We start from the raw sequence: 13,635 nt of genomic DNA on the forward strand, positions 1-13,635 counted from the left end.
GAATAATAAATCATGTTAACCAACTTATTAGAAAAAAAAGGTGTAGGACGAATTACCTCCCTATTTTTGTTATCATTTATTTTTATCTCATCTCTAGCTTCTGGTCAGGACCTAAGGCAGATGGAAGCGCTTGATAGGGGACTTGTGGCGATTCCGACTGAAGATGGTGGTAATTTTGTGAGCTGGCGTTTACTGGGGACAGAACAGCATGATCTTGGTTTTAACCTTTACCGAATTTCAAAGTCCGGAGATAGTAAAAAACTTAATCCCACGCCATTGACCAAGGTTAGTAGCTATTTGGACAAAGGAGATTTGGGAAGCAATGTATTGTATGAACTGAGAACTGTTATTAATGGTAAAGAGCAGCCATTATCTGAACAGAAAAAGGCATGGGAAAATAATTATTTGTCCATTCCCCTAAAAACCCCAAAAGGTTATATGCCCAATGACGCTTCTGTAGGGGATTTGAACGGAGATGGTCAATATGAAATTGTATTGCATCAAGCAGGAAAAACTCACGATAATTCCCATAAAGGCTTGACAGACCCACCTATTCTTCAGGCTTATACCCTTGAGGGGAAGATGCTTTGGGAAATTAATTTAGGCATAAATATCCGTGATGGTGCCCATTATACCCAGTTTATGGTCTACGACCTAGATGGCGATGGCCGGGCTGAAATAGCCTGCAAAACAGCGGACGGTACTACAGATGGATTAGGAACAGTCATTGGTGATCCAAAGGCAGATTGGCGCAATAAAGATGGTTATATCTTAGAAGGCCCTGAATTCTTGACAATTTTTGATGGGCTTAGTGGCAAGGCACTGGCCACTACGGATTATATTCCTCCAAGATATCCTGGGAAATTAAATCCAAGTACTGAGGAATTGAAGTCCTTATGGGGTGATGGCTATGGTAATCGTATGGATAGGTTTTTAGCCGGTATTGCTTACCTAGATGGAGAACGCCCCAGCTTGATCATGACCCGCGGATATTATACAAGGACGGTGCTTGCAGCTTGGAATTGGCGGGAAGGTGAATTGTCTGAAGTATGGACATTTGACAGTGAGGACGGTGATCCTTCGCATAAGCCTTACGGAGGACAAGGTTACCACAGCTTATCGGTGGGAGATATAGATGAAGACGGGAAAGATGAGATTGTATTTGGGGCCATGGCCATTGATGATGATGGTTCAGGTATATATAGTACTGGTTTAGGTCATGGAGATGCATTACACCTGTCGGATATAGACCCTGAGAGGCCAGGGATGGAAGTCTTTGGGATTCATGAACATGTGAGGCATGAGCATGGGGCCAATTTAAGGGATGCGGCTACAGGGGAAATTATTTGGTCTTATCCTTCTCCAGATGTAGGTCGTGGTTTGGCCATTGATATAGACCCTAGGTACCAAGGCTACGAGAGTTGGGCTTCGGGTGAGGGACTTAAAGGACTTTGGAACGCCAAAGGAGAAATGATTTCTGAAAATAAACCCCGATCATGCAATATGGGGATTTGGTGGAATGGAGACCTGCTCCGTGAAATCCTCAATGGTGTGGACATAGACAAATGGGATTTTGAAAATGAACGATCCCATAGGATTTTTAGCGGAGTAGATTATACTTTGGCTAAAAACAATGGTACAAAGTCCAATCCGGCATTGTGTGCGGATATCTTTGGTGATTGGAGAGAGGAGCTTATCGGAAGAACAGCTGATGGGAGTGAACTGAGAATTTTTAGTACGACTATACCAACGGAATTCAGGTTTTATACCTTGATGCATGATCCCGTATATCGACTGAGTATTGCTTGGCAAAATGTGGGTTATAATCAGCCAGCTCATACTGGTTTTTACCTGGGCGCCGGTATGGCTACTCCAGCATCACCGATGATCTCCAACAAATAATAAGACTTGTAAATGGATTATATGAAAAACGATTAAAAGAATTTTCTTTATTTATTAACTCTAATTACTCAAACTGGAATAGATGGGGATTCAGCTTATTTTTATCAAAATTCACAGTTTGATTTAACCATTATATAGGTCCTGTTATTTATCAGGACCTATATTTCTTAATTCATCACCAGCTTTAGTAGACTTATTAGGATCTATTAAAAAGGTTATTACAGCATAATGATTAACAAGCCATGACTAGAAGGAATTCAATTTTCAGACTTTCTATTTTTTTATTAATCTTTCAATTGTTGACGATTGAACTTAGCTATGGAAATAAAATTTCAAAAAAAGCATGGCTATTCACAAATACAGTTAACTTTTCTGAGTCCAAAACGAGCATCAGAAGCCATCATGAGAAACCTAATTGGTGGAAGTACTTTTCGAATTATTATAGCACTTTTGAGGAAAAGGTTGAACGTGAGTCGAAAGATAATAGTATTGACCTGGAGGCTATCAATGCGGTAAAAAATAGGGTATTATTTAAAAAGGAAGAAAGTGGGGAAATTTTTATAGATCATGGTGAAGCTGAGGTAGTAAAAGCGGCCTTGTCCATGCTGCAGAAAGATTTGAAATCAGTTTTTGATGCAGCGCTTGATATTAATTCAAAAGAACCAAGGCATGCTAAGGTGATTGTGGGAACTGTAGGGAATAGCGAGGTTATAAGCGAATTGGAAGAAAAGGGATTGGTAGACCTCTCTACGGTAAGGGGACAATGGGAGGCTTATTTGATCAAAAATATAAATTGGCAAGGGGAAGAGGTCTTAGTAATTGCAGGTAGTGATAGTAGGGGGACAGCTTATGGTGTTCTTGAATTATCAAGAATTATAGGGGTTTCACCTTGGGTATGGTGGGCTGATGTGGTCCCTGAGCAACAAGATGTATTTGAAATTCCTGAGAATTTATTCATTACAGATGCGCCTAAAGTTAAATTTAGAGGTGTTTTTCTCAATGATGAAGATTGGGGATTGCAGCCTTGGGCTGCAAAGACTTTTGAACCTGAAACCGGTGATATTGGTCCCAAAACCTATGAAAAAATTTTTCAATTACTTCTACGGATGAAGGCCAATACGATATGGCCAGCCATGCATCCTTCTACCAAAGCATTTTATACCATTCCAGGAAATCAGGCAATGGCAGCGAAGTATCAAATACACATAGGAACTTCACATGCGGAGCCGATGCTTAGGAACAATGTAGATGAGTGGGACCATAAACGATATGGAGAATATAATTACGCCAGCAACAAAGAAATGGTCAAGCAATACTGGCAGGACCGGGTAAGCGAATTAAAAGAAGATGACCGCTATATTGTTACCTTGGGGATGCGGGGCATACATGATTCAGGTATGCAAGGTGATTTTACCACTGAAGAGCGCGTGAAAATGCTCGAAAACATTATTGGAGATCAAAGGAAAATGTTGAAGAATACCCTTAATAAGGATATTACGGATATTCCACAGGCATTTGTTCCCTATAAAGAAGTCTTGGAAATTTATAGTGAGGGAGCCAAGGTTCCTGAAGATGTAACCCTTGTGTGGCCAGATGATAATCACGGCTATATAAGACAGCTTTCCAATAAAGCTGAGCGCATGCGTTCCGGTGGAGCAGGAGTATACTATCATATATCATATTGGGGGCGTCCGCATGACTTTTTATGGCTAGAATCAGTTCCTGTATCATTGATATGGGAGGAAATGAACAAGGCTTATCATACCAATGCCAAAGATATCTGGATTGTCAATGTCGGAGATATCAAACCCAATGAAATCGGTTTAAGTTTTTTTTTGGAGATGGCTTGGAATCCGTCCCAGTTCTCGCCAGAAAGCCTAAATACTTATTATACCCATTTTGCAATAGAGCAGTTTGGAGAGACTCATGGCCATGAAATCGGAGAAATACTTTCGCATTATTTTCAATTGGGCTTTTCCAGAAAACCTGAACATATGGGATGGACTAGTGTATATCCCAATACGGATATTCAAGATCCAGAATTATCCATGTTTAATAACGGAGATGAAGTACAGCAGCGATTGGATGCTTATATTCAGTTGGAGCAGCAGGTTGAAGCATTGCAAAATAAAATACCTGAAAATTTGAAGGATGCATTTTATCAGTTGGTGGGCTATAAAGTATTGGGTGCTGCTAATATGAACAAGAAGCTATTGTATGCTTACAAAAGTAGGGTTTATGCAGGGCAAGGAAGAAATAGTGCGAATATATATGCAAAAAAGTCGAAGCAGGCCTTTGAAAAAATTAAAGAGATAACTGAAAGCTATAATCAACTAAATGGAGGAAAATGGTCATATATGATGACCGATAATCCTAGAAAGCTTCCCGTTTATGGTATGCCTGAAACAGGTGCCGAGTTAAATCATTCAGAAAAGATTGGAGGGGGTATTATTCCTGAAGGCTTCACTGAGGCTGTAAAGCCAGATACAGAAGTTGCTTTACCTGGCTTTGTCTCTTCTACAGATCGGGAATATTTTATAGATATTTTTAGTTCAGGTCAGGAAGCAATAAGTTGGACAGCCCTCTCCAATGATCCATGGATCCAAATTTCCGCACAGGAAGGCAAGACGACTACTGAAGATCGAATTTGGGTGTCGGTTGACTGGTCCCTTTTTCCAAAAAACCAACATAGAACTTCATTTATTGAATTAGATTTAAGTGGAGATACTTATAAGGTACAGGTAAATGCCAAGCAATTAGATATCACTGGAAATCAAGCAATATTTGTGGAAGATAATGGCACTGTTTCTATAGAGGCAGAGCATTTCAGTGGATTACAAAATATTACAGGTGCTGAATGGAAGATCATACAGGGGCTAGGGAGGCAAAATGATGCCGTGGGAACTTTTCCGGTATCTGCAATACCTCTCCCTATTGAGAAAAAGCAGGTGCCAACTCTTTCGTATCAGTTCATAAGTCCATCCAGCGGCAAAGTCAAACTTAGGGTTCATTGTTTGCCCTCTCAGCCTATCAATGAAGATTATGGCCTTAGGTTTTTAGTAAGTATTGATGGCGCGGACCCTATCCTTATGGATGCTTCACTCAAGGAGGCCATGGATGAGCATAACGGGGAGTGGAAGACCAATGTACTACGTGCTGTGAATTTTGTTGAGACGGAAATAAGTTTGCCAAATACAGGAATGCATACCTTAGAAATCACCATGGTGGATCCCGGTGTGGTAATCGATAAAATGGAGATAATAATTAACGATGAGCCAGTTACTTATTTTGGTGCGAGGGAAACCAGAAACCAATAATTGATAAGAACTACGTTAATTTTTGTCCTAGAAAATAAAGCGAATATTACATAGTTCGGTCTTATTGTCTGGGGAACTTGTATTGTTAAAGAAGATCTTAATAATAGTATTAAATACAAAGATAATGGCTTTAGAAAAGACTTGGCGTTGGTTTGGGGAAAATGATTCCATCACATTAGCACAACTTAAACAGATGGGTGTGGAAGGAGTGGTCACGGCTTTACATCATATTCCGAACGGAGAAGTATGGACCATAGATGAAATCCAGAAAGTTAAAAATAAGATTGAAAAAGCGGGCATGCGTTGGAGTGTAGTGGAAAGTCTACCTGTAAGTGAAGGAATTAAAACCCATTCTAATGATCGACCCAGATTAATCGCCAACTATCAACAATCAATTAGAAATTTAGGAGCATGTGGGATAAATACCATTTGTTATAATTTTATGCCTGTTCTTGACTGGGCCAGAACGGATCTCCAGTACAAGCTTCCAAATGGAGCGGAATCTATGTACTTTGATTATCCCACTTTTGTAGCTTTTGATGTCTTTATACTTAAGCGCCCTGGGGCAGAGCAGGACTATCCTGCACCAATATTGAAAAAGGCCAAAGTAATAATCCAATCTATGACTGATGAAGAAGCGGAGAAGTTGGTGAATAATATTATAATTGCTACTCAACAGTTTATTGATGGAGTGGTCGATAGTTCAAGTCTTGACCCAAAAAAAGAATTCCTTTCCTATATTGATGTCTATAAAAATATAGACAGGGAAAAGTTGCGTGAGCACTTAAAGGCTTTTTTAGATGAGGTGGTACCTGTGGCTGAAGAGGTAGGAGTGAGGATGGCCATTCATCCAGATGATCCTCCATTTTCATTGCTAGGCTTGCCAAGGATTATGAGTCAAATGGAAGATTATGAATGGTTACTGAATGCCCAAGAATCTGAAAGCAATGGAATAACTTTTTGTGTGGGTTCACTTTCTGCGCTTAAACAGAACAAGCTTCTAGAAATTATTGATAAAACTGGAGATCGAATTCACTTTGTGCATCTTCGAAATACTGAAGTTTTGGAAGATGGTAGTTTTTATGAATCAGGGCACTTAACAGGATCCCAAGATATGGTCAATATTCTTGAAGCGTTATTAAAAGAGCAAAAGCGTAGAAAATTTTCTGGCCGTAAGGATTTCTTGATGCCTTTTCGTCCTGATCATGGTCTTAAGCTACTGTCTGATTTCAAGGGTAACTTTAATCCAGGCTACCCATTAATAGGCCGCCTTAAAGGTCTGGCAGAAATAGAGGGAATAATGAAAGGTTTAGAGGCTTAAGCTTATTAAACCCTAGATAAGTATTAGGCTATCTATTAATAGGGAAGTTTCATAGTTCTTCATAAATGATGGTGAGTCGAATTTTATCAAACATATTTCAAGTTATTGGTTATAATAAAAAGCTGAATCACAAAAACGGACTTTATTTACACCTTGTTTGCCTTTATTTCTCTTTTGGAAATAGGTGTTGGTACTTTTTGTTGAATGATGGTTGAATGCTTTTATTTATAATATTTCCAAGAAAACTTTGCACTGGTAGTAAAGTATCCCCTAGACATCCCCAAGGAATCTACAAAGAAACTATTAAGGAGAGGCAAGGAAAGTAGGAGTAAAGAGGAGATACAGTGGGAACATCGAGGAGACATAGTGGGAACGTCTAGGGGACGTCCAAATTATATTTGGTCAGTAAAGTAGGATAGACTTGGTTTTTTCCTTAGAATATTACCTGTTTTCGAATAGTCCGATGGGATGTATTGATTATTTTTGGATCAATTGATGGGTTTTAATGAACAGCCTTTTATCTTAGATTTTAAGTTTGTAATGCTAAACTTAAATATTTAGTAGCTTTTCAGTTATGGAAAAAACGCGTAAGATTAAAGATATATTTATTGAAGGAGCTATCCCTCCGGATAAAATTGCTAAATCAATAGCAAATCACAGTACCAAAACGGCCATTGGAGGACATTCAATATTTTTAGGGCAGATCAGAGAAGATAAAAAGAACGGAAGAAATGTAGTGGCGATAGAATATACCGCTTATAGGGACATGGTATTGGAGAAGGCAAGAGAAATCAGAGAGGAAACTTTTTCCAAGTATGATCTTACTTGTATGCATATCTACCATAGCTTGGGAGAAGTGAAAGTTGGTGAAATTTGTCTGTTCGTTTTTACATCATCTGCCCATAGAAAAGCAGCAATTAAAGCTTGTAATGAATTGGTGGAGCGAATCAAATCAGAACTTCCAATTTGGGGAAAGGAAATTTTTGATGACCAAAGTGAGGAATGGAAAGTGAATACTTAAGGGAATGGGTACCTCTCCAATTTTTAGGAATCATCTTCTAAACGATAAGGCTGGGAAGTGAATTAGATACTAAAGATTTCATTTTACAGGAATCAGAAAAAGAGGCTGCCTCAAAAATCCAGGCCTTGTGATTGTAGCGATAGCGAAGAGAAGACTGACTTCCTTCAGGCAGGCAATCTCCCCATAAGTACAATGTGAGTGTTTCGAGATCACTTTGCTTCGCTCGTGATAGCCTGTTCCGGTCTCGATCGGGGACATATTTTAAACTTTTGAGACAGCCTTTTTTATTGAGCTATAGGTTTGATTTAGTAATGATGAGAATTCTTATATATGATTATCCGTTTTAAAACCAGTAAACTTATTTCTCTCAGCCTGTCCGGATTTATCGGGAGATTCCACGGATCTACACAGATTTAATTTAGTGTTTCTGAGAGATATGTGTTCTCTTTTTAGCAAATGTTCTGAATGGTAAAACTTACTGGTACAATTGCGGATATACATATTCCTATATTATTATATAGGAATATCATATCTGTTTCGTGGATCATCAAGTTAATTGTTCGTTGAATGGCATTTTACGAATTCTTTTTCCGGTTGCAGCAAAAATAGCATTGGACAATGCAGCGGCTACTGGAGGAAGAGCAGGTTCTCCTAGTCCAGCTGGAGCCTCATCAGAATCAACAAAGTCCACTTCAATATCGAGTGGTGCATCTTTCATTCTTAGAAATTTGTAAGCGTGAAAGTTGGTTTCTTCCACTGCACCATTTACAAAGGTAACCTTCGGGAACATGGCATGACAGATACCGTCTACGATGGCTCCCTGAACTTGGTTTTCAGCTCCGCTACGATTGATCACACGACCACAGTTGACCGCACAATAAACCTTAACTACCCTGGGTTTACCATTGACCAATTCAATGTCCACCACTTCTGCTACATAGGATCCAAAGGAATACCATGTAGAAAATCCTCTGAAAATACCCTTTGGCGTATTGCCCCAGTTGCTCATTTTTGCGACATGTTCGACAACGCCTTTGTATTTGTCAGGGTCATAGGATAAACGCCCAACTGGATTAACTTTTGCCTTATCGAATATTTCCAGCCGAAAAGCTACAGGATCTTTTTTTAATTCAACACAAATCTCATCCATAAATGATTCGGCTACATAGGCTAGCGTACAAGCCCCAGGCGCTCTCCACCAACCAATAGGCGTGTTGCTTTCATAACCTTGCCCAATGCCTCGGTAATTATCCAGGGCTCCGGCCACATAGCTGTTTCCCCTTGCTCCACGCCCAATGGCCACTCCTGACTGGTACCAGCCTAAAAGTTCATTTTCAGAAAGTGTAGCTTGAAACCTGTACATTTCAGCTGGCCGATAAAAGTCATTTTGCATATCATCCTCCCTGGTCCATTGTACCTGTACTGGTGATTTGGCTGCTGCCGAAATCAAGGCTGCTTCAACACCGTTATCCGTCATCAATTTTCTTCCAAAACCACCACCTTGTCTTGGTGTCGCTACCTTAATGTTTTCTTCGGGTATGTTTAATTTCTTAGATACCTGGGCTCTCAATGAACCTGGTACCTGTGTGGGGCCGTATAATTCAACTTGATGCTCTTTTACATCCGCAAAGAAGTTAAGCGGCTCCATTTGGCCATGGGATAGGGTAGGGATCTCATAAGTTACATCCAGCACTTTGCTGGCCTGACTCTTAGTAGTTTCAAAATCACCGTCATTTCTGGCTGGTTCCACATTTTCATCCATGACCATTTTTTCAAATGAGGCAAAATGTGCTGAGGAACTTTCCAGTTTTTCAGCTGCTTCCCATTCTATTATTAGAGCGTCACGGCCTTTCTTGGCTGACCAAGTAGAAGTAGCCAGTACAGCAACAGAATTTTCTAGTTTGATGACCTTTTTCACCCCATTCACCTTAAGTGTCTCGGCATCGTCCACTGATTTTAATTTTTTTCCATAGGCCGGTGGGCGGGAAACCATGGCGAACAACATTCCTTCTCGACGAGTATCTATGCCAAATAGAGCTTGTCCCGAGGTTATTTTTGATGCATCTACATCATTGACCCTTGTTCCAATGATTTTGAAATCCTTAGGGTCCTTTAGTTTCGGAGAGCTTGGGATTGCTAGCTCGGCAGCTTTGGAAGCAAGCATACCATAATTAAGCGATTTACCGGTAGGTGAATGTTTGATTTTGCCATTTTCAGCATAACATTCCGAAACGGGCACTCCCCAAGTTTGTGCAGCAGCAGTGGTCAACATTTCCCGCGCAGTGGCACCGACAATCCGTAATTCATTAAATCTTCCTCTGATGGAACCGCTTCCTCCTACACTTTGTCTACCAAACTCATCTTTCAAAGGAGCAAATTCTACCTTGACATCTCGCCAGTTTATTCCCAACTCTTCAGCAATGATCATGGGGAGCGATGTTTTGACGCCTTGCCCTATCTCTGGATTGGGCGCCATTATTACTACCTTCCCATCCGAATTTAAAGAGATATAAGCATTGGGCGAGAAAAGGTTTTCCCCTGTCTGTTTTAGGTTTGCATTAGCGTTTAAAAAAGAAAAACTCAAAAGCATTCCTCCACCAGAAATGGCTGAGACTTTCATGAAATTTCTTCTTGATATTGTAGATTTCATATTAGTTCTATATTTTTTCTGATGCAGAATGAATCGCTTTTCTAATCCTAACATGTGTACCACATCGGCAGATATTGGTCATTGATCGATCGATGTCTTCATCGCTGGGTGTAGGATTTCTGGATAATAATGCAGCAGCGGCCATTATTTGACCTGCCTGACAATAACCACATTGGGAAACATCATTTTCTTCCCACGCTATTTGTAGGGGATGATCTCCGGTTTTGCTTAGCCCTTCAATGGTCACTATTTCGTTATCTGAAACAGCGGAAATGGGCAAGACACATGATCTGATGGCATTCCCATTCATGTGAACTGTGCATGCACCACATTGGGCCACGCCACATCCGAATTTAGTTCCCAGGAGATTCAGGTGATCACGTAAGACCCACAGTAATGGTGTATCTTCATCCACTTCTGCAGTCATTGTTTGGCCATTTACTGATAGTGTATATTTTGGCATGATTTAAGATAGTATAGTGGTGAAATATAGTCTGTTAAATAATATATGTTTAAGTTAAATTTTATGCCTAAGACTTAATAATAGTTTTCAAACTATAAATTAGAAATTTCAAATAAGCCTAAAAATTTTTAGTAGTATAAGGAGGCCGTATTATAAATTAAACGATTTTCTATTCAATATATCGAACAATTTTATAATTTATGGCTTGATTTAAGTTACGACTTTTTGAATAAAAGTAAACATTGATGGAGAGTTTTATAGCTTAGAGTAGCTCGTAAAGCTTTTTATCTCAATGTTTAGATTTGAATAATATTTGAATTATGAATCAATTGTCTGGATGGATGATTGGGTAGGTCTTAAAAAGTATAAAAGATATAATTGATTCTTAATTTGAGCTAGTGGATTTTGGGGACATTTATCAATCATTCTATTAGCTGAAATGGATAATCATGGACCAAGCCGAAAAGCTTGGGGAAAACAGTCTATTTTATCTTTGATATTCGCTATTTATTAAATGCCGTTTATTTATGGATCCAGATTGCAAATCTGGACTAAGAAGAGAGTTTATGAACAAAAAAGAGGTGTAAACCCAGCTTTACCCTAGCTTTACCCCAGCTTTGATACAGCTTTGCCCCAGCTTTGGTATTACTTTGGGGTAAGGTAGGACCAAGCCGAAAAGCTGTGGAAAAACGGTCTATTTTATTTTTGATCTTCCCTATTTATTAACCATATATGGATAAAGATGAACATGGATATTTATTTATAATACATCTGTGTTTACTTTTACGCAATTGACTGTCTAGGCAGGTATGTGAATTAAACTACGCTTAATCTGGCAAGGGTAAACAAAATTTAAGTTTGAAATTATTCACTCCCAGAAATATTTATTGATCCATAATCATATTTCAAAATAAAGGATAAAACCGTGTTCATTTTAAAAGTCTACATATAAAAAAAGGTCGGAATAAATCCGACCTTGGTGGGCCCACCTGGGCTCGAACCAGGGACCCCTTGATTATGAGTCAAGTGCTCTAACCAGCTGAGCTATAGGCCCGGAAAAGCATGTTTTAGAACGTTGTTCTATTGGATCCGATCAGCTATTCAATTCTCATTGCTTAGATGACTTTTTCCTTGCTTTTGGGAATGCAATGTTACATATTTGATTTCAAAACAACAACAATTACCTGTATGAAAATTGATAAAAATGTAGATTTTTTTGTCTTCGATCTCGGCGGGGTGATCATTGATTTGGATATCCCTTTTACCCTCAAGCAATTAGATGAAAGTTTAGTGAATGAAAAAAAATCGGCTAAAGAAAACTTTATGGCGCATCCTGTACACCATGCCTATGAAAAAGGGGAAATCGATGATGCTACTTTTAGAACTGAAATAAGAAATGTTTTCAAAAAGGACTGGACAGACCAACAAATAGATAATATTTGGAATGCGATGTTAGGTAAAATCCCTATGCATAAAATTGAGTTATTGAGAGCGCTTAGGAAAACACATCCAGTTTATATGCTTTCCAATACCAATGCTATCCATTTTAGAAGAGTGGAAGAAATTTTATTGGCAGATACAGGCGTTGGGAAATTTGAAGAGCTGTTTGACCACTTATTCCTGAGTTATGAAATGGGCTGTAGAAAACCTGATACCATTATTTATGAAAAGGTATTGGAACATATTGGACAGCCTGGCGAAAAAGGGATCTTTTTTGATGACACAGCACCGAACCTTTTAGGTGCTGAAACAGTTGGCTTAAAAACATGTTATATTAATCACCCTAATGCTTTGATGGATTACTTCAATAATGTACAGTAAAAAAGAATATTTCCGGCACATATCCCTTTTTATCATCACTTTTGTTTGTGCGACCTTAGCGGGAGGAGAGTGGCTATATGGCAGGTCCTTGATGAGTAGTGAAAATCCATTGACATGGCCGTATTTTATTAAATCTATGGCCTTTTCCATCCCTTTCATAGGTATTCTATTGATACATGAATTAGGGCACTTATTTACCTCTATATACCATAAAGTAAAATCTTCATTGCCTTTTTTTATACCTTTTTGGTTAGGTTTTATTGGTGCGCCTTCCATCGGTACCATGGGGGCCATCATAAAAATGAAATCTATGGTGAGCAGTAGGAAGAAATTCTTCGATATAGGTGTGGCAGGTCCTTTGGCTGGATTTATTATTGCATTTGGGGTCTTGACTTATGGCTTTACGCATTTACCTGATTCAGACTATATCTATGAGATTCATCCTGAATACCTCGAAGAGGATTATAATCCTGATGAAGCAGCGGCATTGACGATAGAATTGGGTGATAACTTGTTGTTTTGGACTATGGAAAAAGTGTTGGCAGATCCAGAGAAAATGCCTGATATGGGAGAATTGATACATTATCCCTATCTCTTTGCAGGTTATCTTGCCTTGTTTTTTACAGCCCTGAATTTGTTGCCTATTGGGCAGTTAGATGGTGGACATGTAATTTTTGGTTTATTCCCTAAGTCACACAAAAAGATCTCTTTGACATTTTATAGCTTATTTATGCTTTTTGCTGGCTTAGGAATCGTCAATCCCTTTATGGAAACGAGCTATCTTTTAATTGCCTTACCCCTTTATATAGGCTTTGTTTTTATCTGTTTTAGAAAAACCAGTTTAAGCCTTCAGTCAAAGTGGGCTTTGGTATTGAGCATTGTTATGCTACAATATTCAATCAGTTATTTCTATCCACATGCACAAGGCTATAATGGATGGTTGTTATTTGGTTTTTTATTGGGAAGGGTATTGGGTATAGAACATCCTCCAGTTATTGATGGCAGCCCCTTAAACGGTCCTAGAAAGGCTTTGGCTTGGTTGGCTATATTGGTGTTTATTCTTTGTTTTACACCACAACCATTTCAAATCAGTTGATGCTTGCCATTTTCAATTTTCAAAAAACAGCCTATTAAGGAATT

The 13,635-nt window shown here is 39.0% G+C and carries 8 protein-coding genes and 1 tRNA gene; 6 read left to right on the forward strand and 3 right to left on the reverse strand.

Annotated elements, in window-relative coordinates; genetic code table 11:
• Nucleotides 1-12: 12 nt before the first annotated feature.
• The 4 genes from H7U17_RS17975 to H7U17_RS17990 all read left to right on the forward strand — a co-directional run bounded on the left by H7U17_RS17975 (nucleotide 13) and on the right by H7U17_RS17990 (nucleotide 7,561).
• Entirely contained in the window at nucleotides 13-1,902 is a 1,890-nt protein-coding gene (locus tag H7U17_RS17975) for a rhamnogalacturonan lyase (protein WP_186758137.1), read from the forward strand.
• Between the two features lie 242 nt (nucleotides 1,903-2,144).
• Nucleotides 2,145-5,219 (forward strand): glycosyl hydrolase 115 family protein, encoded by a 3,075-nt coding sequence (locus tag H7U17_RS17980; RefSeq protein ID WP_186758138.1) that lies wholly within the window; start codon nucleotides 2,145-2,147, stop codon nucleotides 5,217-5,219.
• Between the two features lie 124 nt (nucleotides 5,220-5,343).
• A complete protein-coding gene (gene uxuA / locus H7U17_RS17985) occupies nucleotides 5,344-6,540 on the forward strand; it encodes a mannonate dehydratase (RefSeq protein WP_186758139.1) in 1,197 nt (398 codons plus the stop codon).
• Nucleotides 6,541-7,114: 574 nt separating this feature from the next.
• A complete protein-coding gene (locus H7U17_RS17990) occupies nucleotides 7,115-7,561 on the forward strand; it encodes a molybdenum cofactor biosynthesis protein MoaE (RefSeq protein WP_186758140.1) in 447 nt (148 codons plus the stop codon).
• A gap of 547 nt (nucleotides 7,562-8,108) precedes the next feature.
• On the opposite strand, the gene H7U17_RS17995 is transcribed toward H7U17_RS17990, so the two are convergent.
• The 3 genes from H7U17_RS17995 to H7U17_RS18005 form a co-directional block, all read right to left on the reverse strand.
• Complete coding sequence (locus H7U17_RS17995) at nucleotides 8,109-10,211, reverse strand: xanthine dehydrogenase family protein molybdopterin-binding subunit (RefSeq protein ID WP_186758141.1); 2,103 nt, start codon at nucleotides 10,209-10,211, stop codon at nucleotides 8,109-8,111.
• 7 nt (nucleotides 10,212-10,218) lie between these two features.
• Nucleotides 10,219-10,674 carry a (2Fe-2S)-binding protein gene (locus H7U17_RS18000; protein ID WP_186758142.1) on the reverse strand — a complete coding sequence of 152 codons (456 nt, stop codon included), beginning with the start codon at nucleotides 10,672-10,674 and terminating at the stop codon, nucleotides 10,219-10,221.
• Nucleotides 10,675-11,651: 977 nt separating this feature from the next.
• Nucleotides 11,652-11,728 (reverse strand) — tRNA-Ile (locus tag H7U17_RS18005).
• Between the two features lie 134 nt (nucleotides 11,729-11,862).
• On the opposite strand from H7U17_RS18005, the gene H7U17_RS18010 reads away from it, so the two are divergent.
• Both H7U17_RS18010 and H7U17_RS18015 read left to right on the forward strand, forming a co-directional pair.
• The gene (locus H7U17_RS18010) at nucleotides 11,863-12,495 is read left to right on the forward strand and encodes an HAD family hydrolase (protein ID WP_186758143.1); all 633 of its coding nucleotides are present in this window, start codon (nucleotides 11,863-11,865) and stop codon (nucleotides 12,493-12,495) included.
• Nucleotides 12,485-13,591: a site-2 protease family protein gene (locus H7U17_RS18015; RefSeq protein ID WP_186758144.1), complete on the forward strand. Its 1,107-nt coding sequence runs from the start codon at nucleotides 12,485-12,487 to the stop codon at nucleotides 13,589-13,591. Before H7U17_RS18010 ends, H7U17_RS18015 begins: the two co-directional genes overlap by 11 nt.
• Nucleotides 13,592-13,635 lie beyond the last annotated feature (44 nt).

The organism is Echinicola salinicaeni (assembly GCF_014280965.1).
GTDB lineage: Bacteria > Bacteroidota > Bacteroidia > Cytophagales > Cyclobacteriaceae > Echinicola > Echinicola salinicaeni.

What these genes read in the sequence shown, in the direction of transcription:
- uxuA (WP_186758139.1), top strand. Translation starts at nt 5,344, where the DNA reads ATGGCTTTAGAAAAGACTTGGCGTTGGTTTGGGGAAAATGATTCCATC.
- H7U17_RS18000 (WP_186758142.1), bottom strand. Translation starts at nt 10,674, where the DNA reads ATGCCAAAATATACACTATCAGTAAATGGCCAAACAATGACTGCAGAA.
- H7U17_RS18010 (WP_186758143.1), top strand. Translation starts at nt 11,863, where the DNA reads ATGAAAATTGATAAAAATGTAGATTTTTTTGTCTTCGATCTCGGCGGG.
- H7U17_RS17980 (WP_186758138.1), top strand. Translation starts at nt 2,145, where the DNA reads ATGACTAGAAGGAATTCAATTTTCAGACTTTCTATTTTTTTATTAATC.
- H7U17_RS17995 (WP_186758141.1), bottom strand. Translation starts at nt 10,211, where the DNA reads ATGAAATCTACAATATCAAGAAGAAATTTCATGAAAGTCTCAGCCATT.
- H7U17_RS17990 (WP_186758140.1), top strand. Translation starts at nt 7,115, where the DNA reads ATGGAAAAAACGCGTAAGATTAAAGATATATTTATTGAAGGAGCTATC.
- H7U17_RS17975 (WP_186758137.1), top strand. Translation starts at nt 13, where the DNA reads ATGTTAACCAACTTATTAGAAAAAAAAGGTGTAGGACGAATTACCTCC.
- H7U17_RS18015 (WP_186758144.1), top strand. Translation starts at nt 12,485, where the DNA reads ATGTACAGTAAAAAAGAATATTTCCGGCACATATCCCTTTTTATCATC.